This window comes from Pantoea sp. BAV 3049 (assembly GCF_009765445.1).
GTDB lineage: Bacteria > Pseudomonadota > Gammaproteobacteria > Enterobacterales > Enterobacteriaceae > Erwinia.
Genome location: NZ_WHOY01000031.1, coordinates 2,893,022 through 2,917,759, shown reverse-complemented (window position 1 = coordinate 2,917,759; position 24,738 = coordinate 2,893,022). Strand labels below are relative to the sequence as shown.

23 protein-coding genes are annotated in these 24,738 nt (G+C 56.7%); 10 read left to right on the top strand and 13 right to left on the bottom strand.

Translation table 11 applies throughout. The features are described 5' to 3' along the window. Window positions 1–3: 3 nt before the first annotated feature. Complete coding sequence (gene ybiB, locus GSQ70_RS14620) at window positions 4–975, top strand: DNA-binding protein YbiB (protein WP_158783216.1); 972 nt, start codon at window positions 4–6, stop codon at window positions 973–975. 159 nt (window positions 976–1,134) lie between these two features. On the opposite strand, the gene GSQ70_RS14615 is transcribed toward ybiB, so the two are convergent. The 3 genes from GSQ70_RS14615 to hutH (GSQ70_RS14605) all read right to left on the bottom strand — a co-directional run bounded on the left by GSQ70_RS14615 (window position 1,135) and on the right by hutH (GSQ70_RS14605) (window position 5,700). Then, window positions 1,135–2,307 carry a M20 aminoacylase family protein gene (locus GSQ70_RS14615; RefSeq protein WP_158783215.1) on the bottom strand — a complete coding sequence of 391 codons (1,173 nt, stop codon included), beginning with the start codon at window positions 2,305–2,307 and terminating at the stop codon, window positions 1,135–1,137. A 137-nt stretch (window positions 2,308–2,444) separates the two neighbouring features. Further along, on the bottom strand, window positions 2,445–4,130 hold the full coding sequence (gene hutU, locus GSQ70_RS14610; RefSeq protein ID WP_158783214.1) for a urocanate hydratase: 1,686 nt from the start codon (window positions 4,128–4,130) through the stop codon (window positions 2,445–2,447). Window positions 4,131–4,140: 10 nt separating this feature from the next. Beyond that, window positions 4,141–5,700, bottom strand: a complete 1,560-nt coding sequence (gene hutH / locus GSQ70_RS14605) for a histidine ammonia-lyase (protein WP_158783213.1) — start codon at window positions 5,698–5,700, stop codon at window positions 4,141–4,143. Window positions 5,701–6,070: 370 nt separating this feature from the next. Between hutH (GSQ70_RS14605) and hutC (GSQ70_RS14600) the strand changes: the two genes are divergently transcribed. Then, window positions 6,071–6,826 (top strand): histidine utilization repressor, encoded by a 756-nt coding sequence (gene hutC / locus GSQ70_RS14600; protein ID WP_158783212.1) that lies wholly within the window; start codon window positions 6,071–6,073, stop codon window positions 6,824–6,826. A 71-nt stretch (window positions 6,827–6,897) separates the two neighbouring features. Here the strand turns inward: hutC (GSQ70_RS14600) and GSQ70_RS14595 are convergent, their stop codons facing one another. Continuing rightward, complete coding sequence (locus GSQ70_RS14595; RefSeq protein ID WP_158783211.1) at window positions 6,898–7,452, bottom strand: HutD family protein; 555 nt, start codon at window positions 7,450–7,452, stop codon at window positions 6,898–6,900. Further along, window positions 7,449–8,804, bottom strand: coding sequence for a formimidoylglutamate deiminase (locus tag GSQ70_RS14590; RefSeq protein WP_158785324.1), 1,356 nt, complete (start codon window positions 8,802–8,804; stop codon window positions 7,449–7,451). The genes GSQ70_RS14595 and GSQ70_RS14590 overlap by 4 nt, the downstream gene beginning before the upstream one ends. Window positions 8,805–8,880: 76 nt before the next feature. On the opposite strand from GSQ70_RS14590, the gene hutI reads away from it, so the two are divergent. Together hutI and hutG are read left to right on the top strand one after the other, a co-directional pair. Further along, window positions 8,881–10,101, top strand: a complete 1,221-nt coding sequence (hutI, locus tag GSQ70_RS14585) for an imidazolonepropionase (RefSeq protein WP_158783210.1) — start codon at window positions 8,881–8,883, stop codon at window positions 10,099–10,101. Continuing rightward, window positions 10,098–10,877, top strand: coding sequence for an N-formylglutamate deformylase (gene hutG / locus GSQ70_RS14580; RefSeq protein WP_158783209.1), 780 nt, complete (start codon window positions 10,098–10,100; stop codon window positions 10,875–10,877). The genes hutI and hutG overlap by 4 nt, the downstream gene beginning before the upstream one ends. Before the next feature lie 96 nt (window positions 10,878–10,973). On the opposite strand, the gene GSQ70_RS14575 is transcribed toward hutG, so the two are convergent. Continuing rightward, window positions 10,974–11,495, bottom strand: a complete 522-nt coding sequence (locus tag GSQ70_RS14575) for a 5'-3'-deoxyribonucleotidase (RefSeq protein WP_158783208.1) — start codon at window positions 11,493–11,495, stop codon at window positions 10,974–10,976. A gap of 72 nt (window positions 11,496–11,567) precedes the next feature. Continuing rightward, complete coding sequence (hutC, locus tag GSQ70_RS14570) at window positions 11,568–12,323, bottom strand: histidine utilization repressor (protein WP_158783207.1); 756 nt, start codon at window positions 12,321–12,323, stop codon at window positions 11,568–11,570. A 449-nt stretch (window positions 12,324–12,772) separates the two neighbouring features. On the opposite strand from hutC (GSQ70_RS14570), the gene GSQ70_RS14565 reads away from it, so the two are divergent. From GSQ70_RS14565 to hutH (GSQ70_RS14545), 5 genes are read left to right on the top strand one after another with little or no spacing between them, the layout of a single operon-like run. After that, window positions 12,773–13,630 (top strand): transporter substrate-binding domain-containing protein, encoded by an 858-nt coding sequence (locus tag GSQ70_RS14565; protein ID WP_158783206.1) that lies wholly within the window; start codon window positions 12,773–12,775, stop codon window positions 13,628–13,630. A 16-nt stretch (window positions 13,631–13,646) separates the two neighbouring features. Further along, the gene (locus GSQ70_RS14560) at window positions 13,647–14,363 is read left to right on the top strand and encodes an ABC transporter permease (protein WP_158783205.1); all 717 of its coding nucleotides are present in this window, start codon (window positions 13,647–13,649) and stop codon (window positions 14,361–14,363) included. An 11-nt stretch (window positions 14,364–14,374) separates the two neighbouring features. Beyond that, entirely contained in the window at window positions 14,375–15,118 is a 744-nt protein-coding gene (locus GSQ70_RS14555; protein WP_158783204.1) for an ABC transporter permease, read from the top strand. Continuing rightward, on the top strand, window positions 15,111–15,893 hold the full coding sequence (locus GSQ70_RS14550) for an ABC transporter ATP-binding protein (protein WP_158783203.1): 783 nt from the start codon (window positions 15,111–15,113) through the stop codon (window positions 15,891–15,893). The genes GSQ70_RS14555 and GSQ70_RS14550 overlap by 8 nt, the downstream gene beginning before the upstream one ends. 1 nt (window position 15,894) lies before the next feature. Further along, window positions 15,895–17,460: a histidine ammonia-lyase gene (gene hutH / locus GSQ70_RS14545; protein WP_158783202.1), complete on the top strand. Its 1,566-nt coding sequence runs from the start codon at window positions 15,895–15,897 to the stop codon at window positions 17,458–17,460. Here hutH (GSQ70_RS14545) and GSQ70_RS14540 read toward each other — a convergent pair. Then, complete coding sequence (locus GSQ70_RS14540) at window positions 17,408–18,040, bottom strand: flavin reductase family protein (RefSeq protein WP_158783201.1); 633 nt, start codon at window positions 18,038–18,040, stop codon at window positions 17,408–17,410. The genes hutH (GSQ70_RS14545) and GSQ70_RS14540 overlap by 53 nt on opposite strands. A gap of 125 nt (window positions 18,041–18,165) precedes the next feature. Between GSQ70_RS14540 and rlmF the strand changes: the two genes are divergently transcribed. Continuing rightward, window positions 18,166–19,098: a 23S rRNA (adenine(1618)-N(6))-methyltransferase RlmF gene (gene rlmF / locus GSQ70_RS14535; protein WP_158783200.1), complete on the top strand. Its 933-nt coding sequence runs from the start codon at window positions 18,166–18,168 to the stop codon at window positions 19,096–19,098. Here rlmF and ybiO read toward each other — a convergent pair. From ybiO to dps, 5 genes are all read right to left on the bottom strand, one after another. Continuing rightward, the gene (gene ybiO / locus GSQ70_RS14530; RefSeq protein ID WP_158785323.1) at window positions 19,095–21,365 is read right to left on the bottom strand and encodes a mechanosensitive channel protein; all 2,271 of its coding nucleotides are present in this window, start codon (window positions 21,363–21,365) and stop codon (window positions 19,095–19,097) included. The two genes, rlmF and ybiO, sit on opposite strands and share 4 nt — an antisense overlap. 133 nt (window positions 21,366–21,498) lie before the next feature. Next, window positions 21,499–22,221: a glutamine ABC transporter ATP-binding protein GlnQ gene (gene glnQ, locus GSQ70_RS14525; RefSeq protein WP_158783199.1), complete on the bottom strand. Its 723-nt coding sequence runs from the start codon at window positions 22,219–22,221 to the stop codon at window positions 21,499–21,501. Continuing rightward, on the bottom strand, window positions 22,218–22,877 hold the full coding sequence (gene glnP, locus GSQ70_RS14520; protein WP_158783198.1) for a glutamine ABC transporter permease GlnP: 660 nt from the start codon (window positions 22,875–22,877) through the stop codon (window positions 22,218–22,220). Before glnP ends, glnQ begins: the two co-directional genes overlap by 4 nt. An 85-nt stretch (window positions 22,878–22,962) precedes the next feature. Then, the gene (glnH, locus tag GSQ70_RS14515; RefSeq protein WP_158783197.1) at window positions 22,963–23,709 is read right to left on the bottom strand and encodes a glutamine ABC transporter substrate-binding protein GlnH; all 747 of its coding nucleotides are present in this window, start codon (window positions 23,707–23,709) and stop codon (window positions 22,963–22,965) included. A gap of 380 nt (window positions 23,710–24,089) precedes the next feature. Further along, complete coding sequence (dps, locus tag GSQ70_RS14510; protein WP_158785322.1) at window positions 24,090–24,593, bottom strand: DNA starvation/stationary phase protection protein Dps; 504 nt, start codon at window positions 24,591–24,593, stop codon at window positions 24,090–24,092. Between the last annotated feature and the right edge of the window lie 145 nt (window positions 24,594–24,738).

Here is a 24,738-nt window from a genome sequence, read left to right as displayed (position 1 = left end):
AGCATGGACTACAGCAAAATAATCAAAGAAGTCGGGCGTGGTAAAAATCATGCCCGTGATATCGATTTCGCCACCGCCTGCGAGCTGTATCGCAGCATGCTGGGCGGAGAAGTACCTGAGCTGGAGATGGGCAGCATCCTGATTGCCCTGCGCATCAAAGGCGAAGGTGAAGAGGAGATGCTCGGCTTCTATCAGGCAATGCAGGAGCGCGTGCTGAAACTCACGCCGCCAGCAAGCCTGCCGATGCCGGTGGTGATCCCCAGCTACAACGGAGCCCGCAAGCAGAGCAACCTGACGCCGTTACTGGCGTTGTTGCTTTCCGCACTGGGTTTCCCGGTAGTGGTCCACGGCGTCAGTGACGATCCCACACGGATAACCAGTGAAGAAGTCTTCACGGCGTTGGGCATTCAGCCCGTCACCACGGCGGAAGAGGCGCAAGCCAGGCTGGAGCAGGGCAAACTGGTCTTTATCTCCGTCGCTGTACTCTGCCCGGCGCTGGATCGGCAGCTTTCGCTGCGCTGGCGGATGGGCGTTCGCAATAGTGCCCACACGCTTGCCAAACTGCTCACTCCGTTTGGGGAAGATGCAGCGCTGCGTTTATCCAGCGTGTCGCATCCGGAATATATTCCACGGGTCGGCAAATTCTTCCATACTGTCGGCGGCCGTGCGCTGTTGCTCAACGGTACGGAAGGGGAAGTCTATGCGAATCCGCAGCGTTGCCCGGCCATCAGCCTGATTGCCGGTGAGGAGCCTGAAGTGCTGCTGCCACGGCAGGAGGAGAGCGGTATCAGGCGTAAAGAGTTACCGGAAAATAAAGAGGCCCAGACCACAGCTGGCTGGATCAAACGCTGCCTGAACCGTGAAGTGGCGGTACCCCAGTCGTTGCGCCAGCAAATTGCCTGCTGCTACGTGGCAACCGGACGGGCGAAGGATATTGAAAGTGGTCTGGAACAACTGGAAAAAGCGGGTTATTGATCTCTTTCCTGTGGAGCAGTAAGTACGTTAAGTGATTCTCCGGTGGCCTAAAATGGCCCACCTGTCACATAGTGCAGACTGCGCAGCGATGGATTGGCCTGATCAAAATGCCAGCGTCCGTCACTGAACACCCAGGTATCGGCCCAGGCTCGGGCCACTTCATCGATATTCTGGCCCGGTGACCGGTAAAAGCCGTTCCGCCAGCGCAGTCCACAGCGCCACGCCAGGGGCGATCAGATCATCGTTAAAATCATAATGAGCATTGTGTAGCGGCCTTGATGGCGTTACGCCATCGGCGCCTGTCCAGAAGTAGGCCCCCGGACAGGCTTCCAGCATGCAGGCAAAATCTTCTGAGGCCATCGACGGATTGATCTCCCAGTGCACCTGCTCCTCTGGCAGCAGGGCCAGCGCACAATCCCGCACTTTTTCCGCTTCGGCAGCGTTATTGCAGGTGACCGGATAGTCAGTCAGATACTCAATGCTGCCCTCAATGCCCATCGGCGAAGTAAAGGTAGTCACAAATTCATCAATCATCTTGCGCACTTTCACCCGCACATCACTTTGCAGGCAACGCAGCGTGCCGCGCAGCACCACATTTTCGGGGATAACGTTAATCGCTTCGCCGCCGTTGATTTGCGTGATGCTGACCACTGCTGAAGCCAGCGGTGAAAGACGACGGGACGGGATGGTTTGCAGGGCGAGGATCAGCTGAGCGGCTGCCACAATCGGGTCTGCGCCGTTTTCCGGCATCGCCGCGTGGCAACTTTTGCCACGCAGCGTAATTTCGAAGGCATCCAGCGAAGCCATCATTGCGCCGCTGTTGATGGCGATATGCCCGACCGGCAGCCCCGGCCAGTTGTGCATGCCGTAAATGGCATCCATCGGAAACAGTTCAAACAGGCCATCGGCCACCATCTTCCGGGCGCCACCAAGATTCTCTTCTGCGGGCTGAAAGACAAAGTGCAGGGTGCCGCTGAAGTGGCGGGTGGTACTGAGATGCTTAGCCGCAGCCAGCAGCATTGCCGTGTGGCCGTCGTGGCCGCAGGCGTGCATCACGCCTGGTTGGGTGGAGCGCCACTCGCTATTGCCCAGTTCAGTGATCGGTAAAGCATCCATATCGGCACGGAAGCCGATAGTCGGGCCAGGGCCATTTTCCAGCGTGCCCACCACGCCGGTCCCGGCAAGGCCGGTATGCACCTGAAGCCCAAATACCCGCAGTTGTTCCGCGACCCTGCGCGAGGTCTGATGTTCCTGATAGCCCAGCTCCGGCTGCGCGTGAAACTGCCTGCGCCACTGTGTGGCTTCTTCAATCAGCGAAACGGGAATGACCATCTCTTCCTCTCCTCTCCAGGCGGGTGATCCTGACATCTGGCTGAATTAAGGTAGCATAAAAAGGCGGGCAGGAGCGCTGACGGCGCACCATATGATGCGAAAACAGACAGGCCGGGCGGGGTGCCCGGCCAGAGAGATTACTTCACCATTGGCAGGTTCAGTTCGTGCTTCGCGGCGCACTGCTGCGCCAGTTCATAACCGGCATCGGCATGGCGCATTACGCCGGTTGCCGGGTCATTCCACAGCACACGACCCAGGCGTTTATCCGCTTCGGCAGAGCCATCGCAGACAATCACCACACCAGCGTGCTGCGAGAAGCCCATGCCTACGCCACCGCCGTGATGCAGGCTGACCCAGGTCGCGCCGCCAGCGGTATTGAGCAGGGCATTGAGCAGTGGCCAGTCGGACACGGCATCGGAACCATCTTTCATTGCTTCCGTTTCACGGTTTGGCGAGGCCACCGAGCCGCAGTCCAGATGGTCACGACCAATCACCACCGGCGCTTTCAGTTCGCCGTTGCGAACCATTTCGTTGAAAGCCAGACCGGCGATATGGCGCTCACCCAGCCCCAGCCAGCAGATGCGGGCAGGCAGGCCCTGGAAAGCGATGCGTTCCTGCGCCATATCCAGCCAGCGGTGCAGGTTGTGGTGATCCGGGAACAGCTCTTTCAGTTTGGCATCGGTCTTGTAGATATCCTCCGGATCGCCGGACAGGGCCACCCAGCGGAACGGGCCTTTACCTTCACAGAACAGCGGGCGGATATAGGCAGGAACGAATCCCGGGAAATCAAAGGCATTTTTCACCCCTTCATCCAGCGCTACCTGACGAATATTGTTACCGTAATCGACGGTCGGCACGCCCATATGGCAGAAGTCCAGCATCGCCTGCACGTGAACGGCCATTGAGGCACGTGCCGCTTTTTCTACCGCTTTCGGATCGCTCTTGCGAGAGGTTTCCCATTGGGCAACGCTCCAGCCCGCAGGCAGATAGCCATTGATCGGATCATGGGCCGAAGTCTGATCGGTAACGATATCCGGTTTCATGCCGCCCGCTTTGGCGCGTTGCACCAGCTCAGGCAGAACCTCAGCCGCATTTCCCAACAGGCCCACGGAGATAGCGCGTTTTTCTTTATTCGCTTTGTCGATCATCGCCAGCGCTTCATCCAGGCTGGTGGCTTTATAATCGACGTAACGGGTACGCAGACGGAAGTCGATACGTGACTCCTGGCACTCCACGGCCAGTACCGAAGCACCAGCCAGCACGCCAGCCAGAGTCTGGGCACCGCCCATGCCGCCCAGACCGGCAGTCAGGATCCATTTGCCACTCAGGTCGCTGTTATAGTGCTGGCGACCCGCTTCGGCGAAGGTCTCAAATGTGCCCTGCACGATGCCCTGCGCACCGATATAGATCCAGGAACCGGCAGTCATCTGCCCGTACATCATCAGCCCGGCTTTATCGAGCTCATGGAAATGATCCCAGTTGGCCCAGTGTGGGACCAGGTTGGAGTTGGCAATCAGCACGCGCGGGGCATCGGCATGAGTGCGAAATACCCCGACAGGTTTGCCTGACTGCACCAGCAGCGTCTCTTCCGGCTGCAGGGCTTTCAGCGAGCGCAGAATTTGCTCAAAACAGTCCCAGTTGCGGGCGGCTTTACCGATGCCGCCGTAAACAACCAGATCTTCCGGGCGCTCAGCCACATCCGGGTCGAGGTTGTTCTGGATCATGCGGTAAGCGGCCTCAATCAGCCAGTTCGCACAGTTCAGTGCGCTGCCGTGGGGAGCGCGGATTTCACGTGCTACTGCTTTGCTTACGGAATCACTCATCATTTAATCCTTAACTTTTCGGGGAGCTTAGGGCATGGCTTGGGAGAAGAGCTGCGACGGGCGCTGGCCAGCTGTCGTTGCTTGCCCATAACCGCATCTGTTCAATATCGGGTGCCATCAGGCGATCTTTGTCGAGGAAGGCCACGCGCTGACGCAGGGCTGCCAGCTCGCGCTCCATCAGGTCAGAGCTTTGCAACGGACGGTGAAACTCAATGCCCTGGGCTGCGGCCATCGCTTCAATGCCGACCACCACGGCGGTGTTAAAGCACATCGTTCCAAGGCGACGGGCCGCATAGGTCGCCATCGACACGTGATCTTCCTGATTGGCAGAGGTGGGCAGGCTGTCCACGCTGCCAGGATGGGCCAGCGATTTGTTCTCGGACGCTAGCGCGGCCGCGGTGACCTGGGCGATCATAAAGCCGGAGTTCACGCCGCCATCGTTTACCAGAAACGGCGGCAGACCAGAAAGGCCCGTATCGAGCAGCAATGCCATCCGGCGTTCTGAGATCGCACCAATTTCGGCCACGGCCAGCGCGATAATGTCGGCAGCGAAGGCGACCGGCTCGGCATGGAAGTTACCGCCGGAAATCACATCGCCGGTCTCGCTGAACACCAGCGGGTTGTCAGACGCGGCGTTTGCCTCAATTTGTAACACGCGCGCGGCATGGGTGAGATTATCCAGGCAGGCTCCCATCACTTGCGGCACGCAGCGGATGGAGTAAGGATCCTGCACGCGCCCGCAATTGGCATGGGAGTGCAGAATGTCGCTGCCGTCAAGCAAAGCGGTGACGGCTGCCGCAACGGCAATCTGTCCGTGCTGGCCGCGCGCTTGATGAATACGGCTGTCGAACGGTTTGATTGAACCTTTGATCGCTTCCAGTGACAGCGCTCCAGCAACCAGCCCGGCGGCAAACACTTTTTCACCTTCAAACAGGCCGCGCAGTGCCAATGCTGTGGATACCTGGGTGCCATTCAGCAGCGCCAGACCTTCTTTTGGCCCCAGAACAAAAGGTTGCAGACCGGCCAGCTTCAGCCCGTCAACCGCAGGGATCAGTTCTCCTTCCACGCGCACTTTGCCTTCGCCAAGCAGCATCAGGGAGAGATGGGCGAGTGGCGCCAGGTCGCCCGATGCGCCAACCGATCCTTTCTCCGGAATACAGGGCATGACGCCCGCATTGAACAACGCCAGCAGACCGTCGATCAGTTCAATACGTACGCCAGAGTGGCCGCGAGCCAGGCTGATGATCTTGGTCGCCATGATCACCCGTACCACATTATCTGGCAGCAGGTCGCCAATCCCCACGCTGTGCGACAGCACCAGGTTGCGCTGCAATTCCGCCAGGCGCTGAGCGGGGATAGACGTCTGCGCAAGCTTGCCAAATCCGGTGTTGATGCCATAAGTGACCTTGCCTTCGCTGACGATGGCCTCCACCGTTTCACGTGCCTTGAGCACGCTGGCACGGGCACGCTGATCCAGCGAAAGCTGAAGGCCGCCGTGATAAATGCGTTTCAGCGTTGCCAGCTCAACCTTTCCGGGGGTCAGCTGACAGGAATGCGGGGTGACTGACATGGTATACTCCTGTATAGACAAGTTCGTATGCTGTGATCCCTTTCTCAGGGTAGCCCGGCAGATTGTCACGGACACTTAACAGATCACGTTCTGCAGTGAAGCAGATGTGTATAGTCTTGTCTATACAATTAGCAATGCTTGTGCCAGTTCGATCACAAAACTTTTGCCATCGCGCCAGGCAGCGCCACAGGCCCGCTGTGCTGATATTTCTGGCGGTCAGTGCTTTACAGGAGGTGGCTGGCGTTCAGGCAAAATGCGCCTTCATGGGGCGGTTTGCCCCGATCCTGTGCAGTGAGTGCCCCGCAGATGTATATACATTTAGCAAGGGAGTCAGTAAACTGGCGCAATTATTTTAAGGAAGGAAACAGTTATGGCCGGGCAGACTGCCATTTCACAACTTTCAGCCGCCATGAGCGACCAGCCTGCGCCGATTTATCAGCGCGTGAAGCAGGCGATTGTCAGCCAGATAGCTGAAGGGGTGTGGAAGCCAAATCAACGTGTCCCCTCAGAGAGCGAGCTGGTCAACGAGCTGGGCGTAAGCCGCATGACCATCAACCGCGCGCTGCGGGAGCTGACCAGCGAAGGCTACCTGATCCGCATGCAGGGGGTCGGGACTTTTGTGGCAGAGTCGAAAGGCTACACCGCCATGCTGGAAGTGCATAACATCGCGGAAGAGATTGCCCAGCGTGGGCATCGTCACAGTTGCAAAGTGATTGAACTGCGTGAGATTAAAGCCGATCCGGAGCAGGCTTCACTGCTGGGAATAATCAGTGGCAACCCGGCATTTCACTCGGTGATTGTGCATTATGAAAACGAGCTGCCGGTGCAGCTGGAAGATCGTCTGGTCAATCCGCAGGTCGCGCCTGACTATCTGCAGCAGGATTACCACAGCCAGACGCCGTATACCTATCTGATGCGCGTGGCACCGCTGACGGCGGGCGAGCATATTGTGGAAGCTGTGCTGCCAGATCGCCAGCAGTGCAAATTGCTCTCTCTTGAGTCTGACGAGCCGTGCCTGCTGATCCGCCGCCAGACCTGGAGCGAGGCGAAGATCGTCACCTGCGCGCGCCTGTTGTATCCGGGTTCCAGATACAAGCTGTTAGGTAAGTTTAAAGGCCACGGCTGAGCCGCGGGGCGAATGGATTCAGCCCTGGGGATGCTCCTTTATCCCGCACGGGCCTCCGCCACAAGACAGGTTTATTCAGCCCTCGGAGCGATCTCAGCAAGGAGCAGCAGGGCCTCCGCGCTGGTGGGAGCAAGCGATTTCCCCTGGTTTTCCCACCACACCCCTTGTCCTGGCCCGATCGCCAGATCGCCAGTCACCCACTCTCCGGCCAGCACGTAAACGACCCCGGCAGCAGCGGGGGCGGGCGAAAATGCTTCGCTGGTCACGCGGACATCTGCCTGATGGGTGGCACGGCGCGTCATTACGTTGAAGTCGCTGCTGACGCCGCCAGTCAGTCTGCAGTGGATCTGATCTTCACCGGCGAAGGCAAACGGCTGATTTGGCTGCAGAAGCTGGCTGTAGCTTTCCGCAGCGTTCAGCTGCACGCCATTCCCTGAAAGCAGGGTGATTACCCGATCCACACCCGGAAAAAGAGAGAAGGCGCCGTCGGTGGCAATAGTGGCGATGCTGATCCGCCAGCTGAACGTCTGCACACCAGGCGGAAAACTGATAATTTCCCGGGTTTCGCCGCCACCGTTACGCCAGCGGCTGACTGGCAATGTCTGGCTGTCGTAAAACTGGATCATTGCAGTGCCTCAATTACTTCACGCAGCGCTGCATCGATCTCCTGCTGCTGCGCATGTTTGCCCTGACGGATAACCTGTTTACCTGCCACAAACACATCCTGAATTTGCCCGCGATGACCGGCAAACAGCCAGCGATTGAGCAGGGCGTTGTCGGCGGTGCTGCCGAGCAAAGCATCATCTGCCAGCACCAGCCAGTCAGCACGATAGCCCACCGCCAGGCGGCCCATCTTCACGCCGCAGGCCTGCGCGCCACCATCCAGCGCCTGACGGTAAAGCAGGTCGCCCACCGAGTTCTGTTCGCCGCTGACAATTCGGTTACGGCGACGATCGCGCAGTCGCTGTCCGTATTCCAGCCAGCGCAGCTCCTCCACCACGTCCAGCGACACATGACTGTCCGAGCCAATGCCCCAGCGCCCGCCCCGGGCGATATACTCTGTTGCCGGGAAGATGCCGTCGCCCAGATTCGCTTCGGTGGTCGGGCAAAGTCCGGCCACGGCCTGGCTGGTTGCGAGGCGGGATATTTCACTGTCATCAAGATGGGTGGCATGGATCAGGCACCAGCGGGCATCGACCTCAAAGCGATTAAGCAACCAGCTCACCGGCCGTTCACCGCTCCAGATCAGGCTGTCGTTGACCTCTTTCTGCTGCTCGGCAACGTGGATGTGTATCGGCAGTTCGCTTGCGCTGGCGGCCAGCACTTCGCGCATCTGTTCTTCGCTGACTGCACGCAACGAGTGGAAGCATAATCCACGATTATGCAGCGGCTTATCCGCAATCAGTTCCTGCAGACGCTGGTGTTGCTGCAGATAGCTTTTGGTGTCCTGAATAAAACGCTTCTGGCCTGCCTGCGGGGGTTGAGCACCAAACCCGGCGTAGCTGTACAGCACCGGTAACAGAGTCTGACCAATACCGGCTTGTTCAGCCGCAGCAACCAGATGGCCCAGCATTGCGTCGTCGGCATAAGGCTGGCCGTCGGTGTCATGATGCAGGTAGTGGAACTCCGCCACCTGGGTATAGCCACCTTTCAGCATTTCCACATAAAGCTGGCGGGCAATGGTTCCGACCTGTTCCGGAGAGAGCCGCTGCACCATGCGGTACATCAGATCGCGCCACGTCCAGAAGCTGTCCTGCGGATCGCCCGCCACTTCGGCCAGCCCTGCCATCACGCGCTGGAAGGCATGCGAGTGAAGATTCGCCATCCCCGGCAGCACCGCGCCATTCAGGCGTTGCGCATCACCGGCGATGGCATCAGGGGTCAGGCTGCTGATATTTCCAGCGGCATCAACTTCAATCAGTACATCGTGTTGCCAGCGGTCCCCGAGCAGGACGCGCGGCGCAAAATAGCGAGCCATCATGGTTGCTTCCCGGGCAATGTAGTTGTATATACATATACATACTTATGAATCAACAGTAAAGCCGGGAGAAAAGATGAGCGGAGAACTACGCTGTGACCACCTGTGGTACGGGGCTGACATTGTCACCATGCAGGAGGGAAAGTATAGCATCATCAAAAACGGCGCGATCGCAGTGAATCAGGACAAGATCGTGTGGATAGGGCCCTGGCAGGAAGCAAAGCAGATCAAGGCCGATATCCACACCAAATTCGAAGGCGGTATCATCACGCCCGGGCTGATCGACTGCCATACGCACCTGGTGTTTGGCGGCGACCGCAGCCATGAGTTTGAACAACGTCTGAACGGTGTCAGCTACAGCGAGATTGCGGCGCAGGGCGGCGGCATCATTTCCACCGTCAGCGCTACCCGCAAAGCCACGCTGGAGGAACTGGTGGCAAGTGCGGGCTGGCGGCTGGAAAGATTGCTGGCAGAAGGTGTTACTACCGTTGAAATCAAGTCCGGTTATGGTCTGGATAAGGCCAGTGAGTTGCGCATGTTGCAGGCCATCCGCCAACTGGCGAAGCAGGTTCCGGCGCAGGTGCTCTCAACCTGCCTGGCCGCGCACGCCACGCCGCCGGAGTATAAAGACGATTCGGATGGCTGGATCACACTGATCTGTGAAGAGCTGTTGCCGCAGGTGGCGAAAGAGAAGCTGGCCGACGCGGTGGATGCTTTCTGTGAACATCTGGCGTTCTCACCGGCCCAGGTCTCGCGGGTGTTTGAAGCGGCTCAGCGTCTGGGACTGCCGGTTAAACTGCATGCGGAGCAGCTCTCTTCACTGGGCGGCGGCGCGCTGGCGGCGAAATTCAAAGCGCTCTCTGCCGACCACCTTGAATACGCTACCGCAAGTGATGTGGCAGCGATGGCCGAAAGCGGCACCGTCGCCGTATTACTGCCGGGAGCGTTTTATCTGCTGCGTGAAAAACAGGTGCCACCGGTTGAACTGTTCCGTAAATACAAGGTACCGATGGCGCTGGCCAGCGATGCTAATCCTGGCACTTCTCCCGCGCTTTCCCTGCGTCTGATGCTGAATATGGGCTGTACGCTGTTTGGCATGACGCCGGAAGAAGCGCTGGCAGGCGTCACGATCCACGGCGCGCAGGCATTAGGTCTGGGTGAGAGCCAGGGATCGCTGGAAGCTGGCAAATTTGCTGACTTTGTTCACTGGCCGCTGCAGCGACCGGCGGAACTGGTCTACTGGCTTGGCGGGCAGCTGCCCTGCCAGGTAATATTCAGAGGAGAGGCAATTCGATGAAACCGTTTGAGTTTACCCAGGGGACGCTGCCGCTGCTGTTCAGCGCCCCGCATGCCGGAACCGCACTGACGCCAGAAGTGGAAAAGGGGCTGAGCGGGGAAGCGAAAGGCCTGCCGGATACCGACTGGCATATTCCACAGCTGTATGATTTTGTCCGTGAGATGGGTGCCAGTGTGCTGGTGGCAAACTATTCCCGCTTTGTGATTGATCTGAACCGTCCACCGGACAACGAAGCGCTCTACACCACGGCGACCACTGGGCTCTATCCCGAAACGCTGTTTGACGGCACGCCGACCTTTAAGCCAGGCATGACGCCAACAGACGCTCAGCGTCAGGGCTACCTGGAGACCATCTGGACGCCGTATCACGATAAAATTCAGCAGGAGCTGGCGAGAATTAAGCAGCAGTTTGGCTACGCACTGCTGTTTGATGCGCATTCGATTGCTTCGGTGATCCCACGCCTGTTTGACGGCAAGCTTCCTGACCTGAATCTGGGTACCAATGGCGGACTGAGTTGCACTCCTGCAATCACTGAAAAACTGACCGATCTCTGTGCCGCACAGTCAGACTTCAGTTGGGTGATGAACGGGCGTTTTAAGGGTGGCTATATCACCCGCGCCTATGGCAAACCGCAGGAAGATCAGCATGCGGTGCAGCTGGAGCTGGCACAGGTGAATTATATGGATGAAACGCCGCCGTTTAACTGGCGGGAAGACAGGGCGGCCAGCCTGCAGCCGCTGTTGAAAAAAATTATCGAAACCATTCTGCAGCGCTGATCGCAATCCTCAGGTGAAGAGGCCTGGTTGAACCGGCAGTATGCCATGTCTCTTCACCGTTTTGGCTTCATTGGGCCTTGCAGCGAAGCGGCCTGCCTATAGCAGTAACGTCTCAATTTCCAACCAGTTTTTCACCCGTCGATAACCGGTCACATTCAGGTTATGTGGTGCGCTGTAAAGAATGCCTTCCCCACGAAAATGCGCAAAGTTGATGGCATTGTCGTCAATCATGTAGTCAGCGTTGATGATCCCTTTATTGCCGCAGAACACGATATTGCTGGGTTTAATCGCCGGGAAGTGGGCCTTCAACCAGCTGAATTTCGCGTTAAATGAGGTCGGAACTTCCATTGCCGCGGTGGTGATAAACACCTCATATTTCTTGCTCAGTTCTTCAATAACCCGCTGGCTGTCGGCGATCACTGCCAGATCGCCAAAGAAATCCGGTTCGCTGACCAGCGTCATGATCTGCTGCAGCATTTCTGGCTTTTCGTGACGCAGGCTGAACAGGTTCAGATCGTCGTTGCCCAGATCCAGTGCAAAGTGGCGGTTAAAGGTCTCGACCATTTTCGGGTGGAAGTCCGCGATGACTTCATCCATATCGATGGCAATTCTTTTCATTTATCGCTCCATGATTGAGGGGAAAGAAGGGAGATGATAACAAATAAAAGGCTGAGCTTTGTGGATTCAGGCTCAGGATGAACTCTGAAAGCGGCCAAACATTTTGTAGCGGGCGCCGGGGTAGAGCAGGCGGGCGCAGGTGACAACCGACTGCTGATGCCAGGTACGGCGCTGGATCTGCAGGCACGGTTCGCCAGCGCTAATCTGCAGCAGCTGGCGCTCTTCTTCGCTGGTGCTGACCGCTTCCACGACATGCTCACCCGCCGTCAGTGGGGCCACTCTGGTCAGCCAGGCGTGCGGGGTCAGTTTGGTGAAATCCTGTTGCAGATAGTCAGGTGCAATCAGCGGATTAACCTGGCGATCTTCCAGCTGTACCGGCACCTGATTATCAAAATGGATAATGCGCGAGTGGAATAACGTCGCACCCGGTGGCAGCCCCAGCGCTCTGGCATCGTTTACGCCGGCCCGTTCAGCACGCAGGAACAGCACTTCGCTGGCATGACGGTGGCCACGGCTGGCAATCTCGTCCGCGATATTATGGACTTCCAGCATCGGCGTGAAGGCTTTCATCTCCGCCACGAAGGTGCCCACGCCCTGCAGACGCAACAAAAATCCTTCGCTGGTCAGTTCCCGCAGTGCGCGGTTAATGGTCATTCTGCTGACGCCGAGTTCGCTGACCAGCTCGCTTTCGGACGGTACTCGCTGACGGGGCTGCCACTGTCCGGAGCGGATCAGAGTCACGATCCCCTGTTTAACCTGTTGATAGAGCGGGGCAGGTTCATGACTGAGCGAAGCGATGGTTTCCGTAAGCGTTTTATGGTCTGACACTGCTGTCACCTTTTGCAGGGAGTAAGAGGGGAGTACCGTGATTCAGGGGCTGTATTTGTCTATACAATAACGGTATTTTCGTGAGTTTTGGCGCATTTTTTCTGACCTGTTTTAGTGCGCAATGCCTCTTCATGGTGCAAATTAACGCAAATTCGCTGACGGCTTGCTGATGAAAACGGGCTTTAAACGCCCTCCCTGTCCGCTTATTCATTGCTCTGAAAACAGTGGCACAACATTTGCTCTGGTTGTATGTACAAGACATAACAACCTGGCGCTACAATCCATTAACATAGAGTGCGTCACAGTTTTGTCTTGCGCTGCGGGAATTGTCAGATATTTAGTTGTATATACATGACATAACTACTCAGCTCTTGCCGTCCCTGACGGTCCGTCATTCATTCGGTCTGCTGCCATCGGGCAACCGGCCTTCACCCCTCCAGGAGCGTTAGATGAAACATCCGTTATTTCGCCGGGTTCTGGCTACCACCCTTGTGACTTCCGCACTGCTCTGCGCGCTGCCTTCCCAGGCGAAAGAGTGGAAATCCATCACCATCGCCACCGAGGGGAGCTACGAGCCGTGGAACATAACGCTGCCGGGCGGCAAACTCAGCGGTTTTGAGCCGGAGCTGATGACCAACCTTTGCGAACGCATGAAAATCAGCTGCAAGCTGGTGGTGCAGAACTGGGACGGGATGATCGCCGGGATGCAGGCCGGTAAATACGATGTGATCATGGACGCCATTGTGATCACGCCGGAGCGCCGCCAGGTGATCGACTTCACCGTGCCTTATGCAGCCACGCCTGCCAGCTTTATCACCACGAAGGACGGGAATGTCCTGCCGAAAGGGACCGGAGCAGATAACATCGTCAGGCTGCATGACGACCCGAAAGAGATTGCGCCGGCAATTGCCAGCCTGAAGGCGGCGCTGAAAGGCAAAACCATCGGTATTGCTTCCGGTACGGTCTACACGCCATTTATCGACAAATACTTTAAAGACGTGGCGACAGTGCGCGAATACAGTGCTTCTGCCGATGCAATCCTCGATCTTCAGGCCGAGCGTATTGACGCAGTATTTGATGACGTGACTTTTGCCAATTCCATTCTCAGTAAACCGGAAAACAAAGATCTGCAACTGTCCGGTCCGCAACTGGGCGGCCCGATCTGGGGTGAGGGCGAAGCGCTGGGGATCCGCAAGTCTGATGGCGATCTGAAAGCGAAGCTGGATGAAGCGATCAAAGCCGCGCTGGCCGATGGCACGGTGAAAAAACTCAGCGAGAAATGGTTTAAAACTAACGTAACACCGTAAGCGGGGAACAGTGAAAATGGCCATTCCTGGGTTTGGTGAAAATGGCTGGGGATTTCTGATCCTCAGCGCCGCAATGACCACGTTGCTGCTGTCGCTGGCGGCGATGGCGGTCGGGGCCGTGGTGGGAAGCGGCGTGGCCGCAGCCAAGCTGTCGCCACGCAGACCAGTACGCTGGCTGGGTGATGGCTACTCGGTGATTTTCCGCGGTATTCCGGAGCTGCTGATCATCTATCTGTTTTACTTCGGCGGCTCCGGTCTGATTACCCAGATTGGTCAGTTGTTCGGTGCGGACGGCTTTATCGAAGTACCGCCTTTCCTGATTGGCGCGCTGGCGATTGGGCTGATATCCGGCTCCTATCAGGCTGAAGTGTTTCGCGCTGGCAGGCTGGCGCTGAACAGCGGAGAGATCGAGGCCGCCCAGGCGATCGGTATGCCGAAGTGGCGTATTCTGCAGCGCATTATTCTGCCGCAGGTGGTGCGCTACGCGCTGCCTGGTCTGGCAAATGTCTGGCAGATGAGCCTGAAAGACTCGGCGCTGATTTCGGTCACCGGCATTGTTGAACTGATGCGCGCCAGTCAGGTGGCGGCTGGTTCAACCCGGCAATATTTCACCTTCTACCTGATTGGCGGTACCTGCTATCTGGTGCTGACGGTGCTCTCTAATACCGCGTTTAAACGGGCTGAAAAACGCCTCGGACGCGCGCATCAAAGCCGCACTGCGGCGCACAGCTAAAGGAGCAGCCGATGATTGATTTTCCGTTTCTGAGCGAAACCTTCCTCAGGCTTGCCGCCGCGCTGCCGGTGACGCTGGGATTGTTCTTTGCTTCCTTTGTGCTGGGCGGTGTGCTGGCGATGGGGATCCTTGCCCTGCGTATGAGCCGTAACCGGATCCTTAGCGGCTTTGCCCGCTTCTATATCTTGGTGTTTCGCGGCTCGCCGTTGATGATCCAGCTGTTCCTGATCTACTACGGGTTGGGGCAGTTTGGAGTGATCCGCCACAGTTTTGTCTGGCCGGTGCTGCGTGAGCCGTTCTTCTGTGCGGTGGTGGCTCTGGCACTTTGTACCGCATCCTATACGGCGGAGATTTTTCGTGGTGGCCTGCTGGCCATCCCTGGCGGACAAATAGAAGCGGGGATGGCCTGTGGCATGTCGCGCTGGTTGCTGCTGCGCCGGATTATTGCGCCAGTCATGCTGCGTTACGCCTTACCAGCCTATTCCACCGAGGCGATCCTGCTGGTGAAATCCACCGCGCTGGCAAGCCTGGTGACGGTGTGGGATGTGACCGGGGTCGCCCAGCAGATTATTCAGCGTACCTATCGCACGATGGAAGTGTTCGTCTGCGCCGCGCTGATTTACCTGATCCTGAATTTTATTATCGTGCAGATTTATGCCTGGGTTGAGCGCCGCCTGTCGCCGCGGCTGCGGCCGGTTGAGACCGCGCCGTCCCTGCCTGTTCCCCCTGTGATTGCCGGAGAGAAAAATGAGTGATTCCGCCCCTGTAACGCTCTCGATGAGTGACATTCGCAAGTCTTTTGGCTCGCTGGAGGTGCTAAAGGGCATTTCGCTGGAGGCCCGTAAAGGTGACGTGATCTCCATTCTGGGGGCCAGTGGTTCGGGTAAGAGTACCTTCCTGCGCTGCATTAACCTGCTGGAGACACCGGATTCAGGCGTGGTAAGCGTTGCCGGTGAAACTATCGAGATGAAGCGGCATGCGCGGGGGCACCAGCTGGCAGCCAATCACAAACAGGTGGAGACGCTGCGCTCGCGGCTGGGGATGGTATTCCAGAGCTTCAACCTGTGGTCGCATATGACCGTCTTGCAGAACGTGATTGAGGGGCCGCTTTACGTGCTGAAGCGCAACCGTAAAGAGTGCATTGAGCAGGCTGAACAGATCCTGAACCGGGTGGGATTACTGAACCGCAAAGATTTCTTTCCTTCGCAGCTTTCCGGCGGCCAGCAGCAGCGAGTGGCGATTGCCCGTGCACTGGCGATGGAGCCGGAAGTGATGCTGTTTGATGAGCCGACTTCCGCGCTGGATCCGGAGCTGGTGGGGGATGTACTCAAGGTGATGCACAGCCTGGCTGAAGAGGGAAGAACCATGCTGGTGGTGACACATGAGATGGGTTTTGCCCGAACGGTATCGAACCGCGTGGTGTTTATGCACCAGGGGATGATTGACTGTGAAGGCGCGCCGGAAGAGATGTTTGGTGACAGCGGCTCGCCACGCTTCCAGCAGTTTATTTCCAGCCACCGGGCCAGCTGAGATGACAGATAAAGAACAGATAGTCTGGGGCGATGCTCGTCTGCGCTGGCAGGATGTGGTGCGGGTGGCAAAAACGGGCGCTCAGTTGCAGCTCAGTGAGGGTGCCTGGCAGCGCATTCATGCCGCGCGGGAGATCGTCAGGCTGATTGTGGCGGAAGGGCAGATTGCCTACGGCATCAATACCGGGCTGGGCGCGTTGTGCAATATCACTCTGGCAGAAGATCAGCTCAGCCAGCTGTCGCGCAATACGTTAATGAGCCATGCCTGCGGCGTTGGGCCTGCGCTGGATAATGTCCAGGCTCGCGCCATTATCTGTGCGGCAGTGGCAAATTACAGCCACGGCAAGTCTGGCATATCTCCGCAGGTGGTGAAAAGTTTGCTGGCGCTGCTGAATCACGGCATCACGCCGCAAATCCCTGCGCAGGGGTCGGTAGGATATCTGACGCATATGGCCCATGTCGGGCTGACGCTGATTGGTATCGGCAACGTCAGCTATCGTGGAGAGCGTGTTCCGGCTGCCGTGGCGCTGGAGTCTGAAGGGTTGCAGCCCTGTCCGTTAGGTGCAAAGGACGGTCTGAGCCTGGTGAACGGTACGCCCTGTATGACCGGGCTTTCCTGCCTGGCGCTGGGTGAAGCCAGCCAGCTGCTGGCGTGGGCAGACGTAACCGGCGCGATGAGTTTTGAAGCGTTGCGCGGCCAGATGGATGCCTTCGATGCGGAGATCCTCGCCCTGAAGGGCAGCGCAAGCGTGCAGACAGTGGGTGAAAGGCTGCGACATTTGCTGAACGGCAGCGAGATTATTGCGCTGAGTAAAGGCGTGCGAACCCAGGATGCGCTGAGTTTGCGTTCAATGCCACAGATCCATGGCGCCTGCCGCGATCAGTTCGGGCACGCCGAGAAGCTGATCGAAACCGAGCTCAACGCCGCAACGGATAATCCGCTGGTGCTGGGCACGGTGGATAACTGGCGGGTGGTTTCGCAGGCGAATCCGCATGGTGAATCAGTGGCGATGGCGGCTGACGTGCTGGCCATTGCGTTGGCTGAGATTGGCAGCGTGGCGGAGCGTCGTCTCGACAGGCTTATCAACCCACTGGTCAGCGGGCTTCCGGCGTTTCTGGTGGCGCAGCCGGGGGTGAACTCCGGCATGATGATCGCCCAGTACGTGGCGGCTTCGCTCTGCGGTGAAAACCGACAGCTGGCCCAGCCCGCGGTACTGGACAACTACGTGACCTCCGCGCTGCAGGAAGATCATCTGAGTATGGGAACCAGTGCGGCGCTGAAATTGCTGAAGCTGGCGGAAAATACTTATCAGATCCTCGCGATTGAGTATTTACTCGCGGCTCAGGCGCTGGACTTCCATGACGCAGATAAGGCGGGAAGCGGAACACGTGAAGCCTGGGCATTGCTGCGTGCGCAGGTGGCAACCTGGCAGGAAGATCGCTGGCTGGCCCCGGAGATTGAGAAAGCCGCAGGGATCATCAAGACGCAACACCTGCACCCGGAGCCACCCCTGACTAAATCTTCCGTGCATCCGGCCGGATCAAATCAAACCGCAACTCATCGCTGATAGCATAATAAGCGCTTGGGCCGCCCGCGCGCAAAATCGGGTTGGCTCTGGCCGTCTGGTAAATGCCCTCTTCCAGCAGTGCGTGGTCGATATGGATCGCTACTGCTTCGCCCAGCACCAGCCACTGGTCGATCTTGCCGCCATCTGCTCCCTGCAACTGAATTAACTGAGTTAGCTTGCATTCGAAGTTTACCGGGCTTTCCGCCACCATACTGACGTTAACCTGCGTGCCGGGCAGGGCGGTCAGTCCCGTCAGGGTAAATTCATCTTCACCGTGCGGGACCGAAGCAGAACTCTCATTCATTGCTACTGCCAGCTCGCGCGTGGCCAGATTCCAGACGAATTCTCCGGTCTCAGCAATATTGGCCACGCTGTCTTTCCAGCCCTGACTGGAAAAACCAATGATCGGTGGCTGATAATTGAAGCAGTTAAAGAAGCTGTACGGTGCCAGATTGCGCTCGCCTCTGGCACTCTGTGAGCTAATCCAGCCTATCGGCCGGGGACCAACGATCGCATTCAGTGGGTCATGTGGCAGACCGTGGCCCAGACGGGGTTGATAAGAGTGGCGGGAACGTGTCATCAGAACTCCTTAAAATTCGCAGAATGACCTTATAGTAGCTGGTCTGCAAAGGGAAAAAAGGCGGCAATTGTTTACGATCTTTACCACAGAAGGTATCTTACGCGCCTCAGACAAGAGAGCCGAATATGAAAAATACCGCCGAAAAAACTCAGCTTCATCCCCGCAACCGCCATCGTGGCCGTTATGACTTTCCCGCGCTTATTGCCAGCCATCCGCCTCTGGCGGAGTTTGTGGCTGTGAATCAGTACGGCGATGAGTCGGTCGACTTTGCCGATCCTGCGGCGGTCAGAATGCTGAACCAGGCGCTGTTGCACCATTTTTACCAGATTGAACACTGGACTATTCCGGATGGCTTTCTCTGCCCGCCTGTGCCCGGCCGCGCCGACTATGTTCACCATCTGGCGGATTTGCTGGCGGAAGATAATAAGTCCGTGGTGCCGCGCAATATCAACGTGCTGGACATCGGATGTGGCGCAAACTGCATCTATCCGCTGATCGGCAATCGCGAATACGACTGGCGCTTTACCGGCAGCGAAATCAATGAAGAGGCTATGCGTTCTGCCAACGCTATTATTGCGGCTAACCCCAGCCTGAACCGTGGCGTTCGTTTGCGCAGGCAGAAAGATCATCAGGCGATTTTCAGCGGCATTATCCATAAAAACGAACAGTATCATGCAGTAATCTGTAACCCACCGTTCCATGCCTCAGCCAGTGAGGCACAGCAGGGCAGCCAGCGAAAAGTGCGCAACCTCGGGCTGGCAAAAAGCGCGCCGCTTAACTTTGGCGGTCAGCGGGATGAGCTGTGGTGCGAAGGCGGTGAAAAAGCCTTTATCGCCCGGATCATCGACGAAAGCGTGATGTTTTCCCGCCAGTGCATCTGGTTCACTTCGCTGGTCTCACGCAAGGAAAACCTGCCGGACATCTGGCGCGCGCTGGAGCAGGCCGGAGCCGTTGCCGTACGCACTGTTGAAATGGCCCAGGGTCAGAAGCAGAGTCGCTTCATCGCCTGGACCTTTATGGAAAAACCGGTGCGTGAACGCCAGATGTCCCGCGTTTAATCGGGCGCAGGCAGCGACTGGAAGCTGGCCGCACCGTCGATTTCGGTGCCGGTCTGCATCACCTGGACCGTCTGATGCGGGGCTTTGATCCCTGCAGCATCAAAGTGCTTCTTCACCATATTGTCCAGCGCGAAACGCACGGTCCACTGCTTCAGTGGCTGGGTGGTGAAGGAGACCCGCACGGTAAAGCCCTGGTTAGTCAATCCGACCAGCCCGGCAAAAGAGGGCTCGCCAATCACCATTCCACGAATATCCTTATCCTGCATCAGCTCCTCAACGGCCGCCTGCAGAGTGGCATTTACCCGCTCGCTGTCCTCACGCCTGTCAACATCATAGTTGGCGACAAACGAACCGATACCTCGCACGAAGTTGGCGAAGGTGGTAATCGATGACCACGGAATAATATGGTAAGCGCCGGTATCCTGGCGGACGCCAACCGAACGGATCGACATCCGTTCCACCGTACCGGTAATGGTGCCAATTGTGACCAGGTCGCCGGTATTCATGCCGTTCTCAAACTGGATGAAGATGCCGGTGATAATATCCTTCACCAGGGTCTGTGAACCGAATGACACAGCCAGACCCAGTGCTCCGGCACCGGCCAGCAGCGGCGCGATATTCACCCCAATTTCCGACAGCAAAATCATGATGGTGATGGTGCTGATCACCACCGCCAGCGCGTTACGGAACAGTGTCAGCAGCGTGCGGGTTCTGGCGCTGGGCATTGGCCTGCCGTGCGAGTCGGAAGCCAGGCGGCTTTCAATCAGGCTGGCAAGCAGCGTCCAGCCCACTGCCGAGAAGAACAGGATCATCACGATACGGATAATCACATCGACCATCTTCACGCCTGCACCCACCGTCAGCCAGTGCCACAGGTCAAACAGGTTCCACGCATTGAGCAGCAGCAGGCTGACGGCAAACACGGTCAGCGTTCTTGCCAGTTTCAACATCACCGAAATCCAGCCATTAACCCGCTGCTGCAGCTCAGGATAGTTACGGCGCAGGTCGGGGGACAGGATGATGGTCTTGGAAATCCAGCGGGTCAGAATGCCGGAGATCAGCGCACCAATGCCGATAATGGCCAGCGTGCGAACAGAGGCGGACATCATAAACTTAAGGCTGTCGCCGGGGTTGAACATTGAGAACAGGAACAGCGCGATAAAATAGGCGCTGGCCAGCCAGTGCCAAATCAAGGCAAAAGCGCGGATAAACAGCGAAAAGAAGGTCATTGAACGATCGGCGACACGGTTCAGTTCGATCTGAATGTTGTGGCGATTGTGGAAGATCAGATACAGCGCCCAGAGGGTGATCAGCCCCATCAGCACCACGTTGACCAGCGCAGCCACCTGCACATTCACCTGGTTGGAGACAATCGGCACAATCACCAGCAGCCCGTAGCCAATCACGCCGCTCAGCCAGCTCAGACGGGTATTCCAGTAGGCGGCGCGATCGTCCGGCAAATGGAAAAAGCGCAGCTGTGGAAAACGCGGGCTGAACATCAGCCGCAGGATGGCTTTGAAAAATTCGATCAGCGCAAAAGCATTCAGGAATAACCCCTGCTGATAGGCGATGGTGCGGCTGCCGGCATTCAGGGAATCACTCAGGATCTGCCCGACGAACAGCGCCAGACCGAGCAGCAGCAGGTCGATAATAAACGCGCCGAGGATCACCGAAGGCAGGTGCAGCCAGTTAGTCCGGTCGCTGTTTTTCTGCCGTCCCCACTGACCCATCCGGCGATAAATTGGACTCATTGCCCAACTGATCAGCCAGTAGAAGGCAAACAGCGCGATAGCGAGCATCGCGAAGTGGCTGAGTGCGTTGAAAAAGGTATTTTGATTGAAAGGCTTATGCGGGGCATCAGCGATGTTGCGCTGAAGTTTCTCCACCCGGGTGAGAAACTCCCCGCCAAAATGACGGCTGACATCGGTCACGCTTTCCAGCACCGTTTTATCTTCATCCTCACCGGGTGGCGTCAACACTGGCGCTTTGGTGGTTGAGGGGCTTTCGGAGGCGGAGCGCAGCTGATCGATTAATTCTCGGCGAGACTGATCGTTTTGCAGAATATTCGCCAGTGCGGCGTAGGCGGCTTTTTTCTGTTCAACGCTGGGTTCACCGCTTTGGGAGGAGGTTGCGGCAGACTGTGACTGAGAAGCGGCAACGGCCGCGGCAGGAAGCGATACTGCCTGGCTTTGTCCGGCAAAAATAAAAAAAAGCGTAAAAAGTAGCCACCGTAAGGCGAAACGCCAGGGTGAAAGGGTTCCCAACATCATATTCTCCCATTGCGGCGCAAAGTCGGCGTCGACCAGAAAGTATAGTCTGCTAAGTGTAAGTGGAGGGTAAAGAGGGCTTTTTTTAGACCAGGACGAGTAGAAAGGGCGGACAGGTGTCCACCCTTTCAGATTACGACACGTGCTGTAAAAATTCCTGCAGGCGCGCGCTTGGCGGGTTATCGATCAGCTCGTCAGGGTTGCCATCTTCGGCAATGCGTCCCTTGTCGATAAAGATCAGCCGCGAGGCCACTTTCCTGGCGAAGCCCACTTCGTGAGTCACGATCACCATAGTCATGCCTTCTTCCGCCAGATCCTGCATCACCTTCAGCACTTCATGACGCAGTTCCGGGTCCAGCGCAGAAGTGGGTTCATCGAACAGCATCATTTTCGGCTTTACCGCCAGCGCACGGGCAATCGCCACGCGCTGCTGTTGTCCACCTGACAGCTCGGAAGGGAAGTGATGGGCGCGCTCGGCGAGACCCACTTTGCCCAACAGCTCTTTTGCCAGACGATGAGCTTCTTCCTTCTTCGCGCCACGCACGCGGATGGGGCCAAAGGCGACGTTGTCCAGCGCAGTCATCTGCGGAAACAGGTGGAACTGCTGGAATACCATGCCCGCTTCCTGACGGATCAGACGGTCGTCAACCTTTGGATCGTTTACTTTCAGCCCGTCAACAATCAGTTCGCCGCTGGTGATCTCTTCCAGCTTGTTGATGCAGCGTAACAGGGTAGATTTACCGGAACCGGAAGGGCCGATAATCACCACCACTTCTCCCTGTGTGATAGTCAGATTGATGTCGTGCAGAACCTGAGTCTGGCCAAAATGCTTCGAGACGTTTTTAAATTCAATCACAGGATTTTCATCCTTTTTTCAATGCGACGCAGAACAAAGCTCAGCACCAGCGTAATAATCAGATAGATAACGGCCACGGCGCTCCAGATTTCCAGCGCGCGGAAGTTTCCGGCAATAATTTCCTGGCCCTGACGAGTCAGCTCGGCCACGCCGATCACGATAAACAGCGAGGTGTCCTTGATGCTGACGATCCACTGGTTGCCCAGCGGTGGCAGCATACGGCGCAGCGCCAGCGGCATGATCACGTAGCGCAGCGTTTCACGGCTGGAAAGGCCAAGCGCCAGACCGGCTTCACGAAATCCTTTGTTAATTGACAGTACGGCACCACGGGTGATTTCCGCGATGTAAGCACCGGAGTTAATCATAATGGTGACGACCGCAGCGCTGAACGGATCGATGCGCAGGTCGTTAAAGGCCATCGGCAGGGCGAAATAGATAAACATCACCTGCACGACAATTGGCGTGCCGCGGATCAATTCGATAAATACCAGGGCGATATTGCGTGACAGCCAGCCGCCGTAAGCGCGGGCAAAACCGGCCACCAGGCCGATAATCAGACCGCCGACCAGCCCGAGGACCGAAATCCACAGGGTCAGTCTGGCACCTTCAAGCAGGGCCGGAATTGATGGCCAGATGGCGCTCCAGTCAAACTGCATTATTTCTTCTCCGGTTCAAAACCATTTTTATCTGGGTCGTGGAAAACGCAGGCGAGTGCGCCTGCGAAAAGTGAATCAAAATGTCTTATTTAGGTTCGGTACCGAACCATTTTTTATACAGCGTGTTATAAGTCCCGTTTTCACGCAGTGTTTTCAGGGCGCCGTTCACTTTCTCACGCAGCTCATCGCTGCCTTTCGGGAAGGCGATGCCGTACTGCTGAGCTTCGAGAGAGTCGCCTACCGCTTTGAACTGGCCTTTGCCAGCCGTATGAATGAAGTACAGGATGTTTGGCGTGTCGTGCAGCACTGCATCAGCACGGCCGGTGCCCAGCTCCATATAGGCGTTGTCGATATTCGGGAACTGACGCAGGTCTTTGGCCTTGATGTGCTGTTTAGCGTAGTCCACCGAGCCGGTGCCGCTCTTCACTGCCACCACTTTGCCGTTCAGATCGTCGATCCCTTTGATCGAATCATTACTGGCTTTGACCATCACCTGCAGGCCGCTTTTGTAGTAGCCGTCGGAGAACTCAATGGCTTTCTTACGTTCATCGGTAATGGTGATACCGGCCAGCGCCAGGTCGATGTTACGGGTCTGCAGGGCAGGGATGATGCCGCTGAAGTCCATTGGCTTCAGGGTATAATCAATGTTCAGTTGTTTAGCGATAGCGGCCCACAGGTCCACATCGAAGCCCACATATTTGTCACCCTGTTTAAACTCGAAAGGAACGAAGGCGGTGTCAGTAGCGACAACCAGTTTTTTTTCTGCGGCAGTTGAAGAGACGGCAAACGCCAGCGTCAGCGCAGCCAGGGAAAACTTAACAATCGACTTCATTTTTTTATCCTTATGCAGTCAGGCAAGGTCTATGCCCGATTGAATGCCAGCATCCATATGAAAAAATTATGCCACTTTTTCGGAATATATGAAAAACAGCACTTTAAGTCAATTTTTCCGGACCTGAGCAGTCATTGATGGTGGTTTGCACCAAAAGTGCGCACCAAAACAGGGCGTGAGGTTTATTGTGGTGCAGATCAGTTGTAGCAAAAAAGGACATAAAAACAACCTGCAAGGAGCAGGGAGGAGGAGAATTGTTAAGAGAGTCTGAATTTTACTGAAATGGCTGAAACTGGCGAGGCGTAAAAAAAGAGCAGATGAAATTCATCTGCTCTTTACCGTTCAGTAAAAGGCAGGCTGTGGGGAAGCCTGCCGTCGTGTTACTCGATGTTAGACTCGATGAACCACAGGAATTTATCCAGGTCACGCGAGGCAGCGGTGAAAATATCCGCCGTATCTTCATCTTCCACTTCAGTGATCGCTTTACGGGTGTCATTGGCGACGACAGCATAGCGTTCAGCCAGTGCTTTAAGGTGATCCTGAACGCTGTGGATATTCAGCGGGTAGCTCTTTAACGGCGTTTTATCGTTAACGATCTGAGTTGTCCCCAGTGCCACGCCGCCTAGCTGAACAACACGCTCAGCGATAGTGTCCTGATGCTCGGTGATAGCGGTGCGGAAACCGTCCAGCATCTCATGCACACCAATAAAGTTAGCGCCACGCATGTTCCAGTGCGCCTGCTTGGTGATCAGGGACAAATCAATGAATTCCGTTACCAGACGATTCAGCACCTCAATGGTGGCTTTTTTCTCGTCGTCAGCCACGTTGTTACGGGTGTAAATCAGATCAGAAGATTTCGTTTTTACCAGTTTAGCGGTACTCATCATTAATATCCTCTTAATGGGGTTGTCCTGAAAGTTACGAGAATAAGTATAGCACCGCTTTTTAAATCTGCCGGAAAGTTACTGCCTGTCAGTCTAATAGCCGGAACCTTAAGGTTGAAGTTGCCGGTTAATTGAACATATTCAG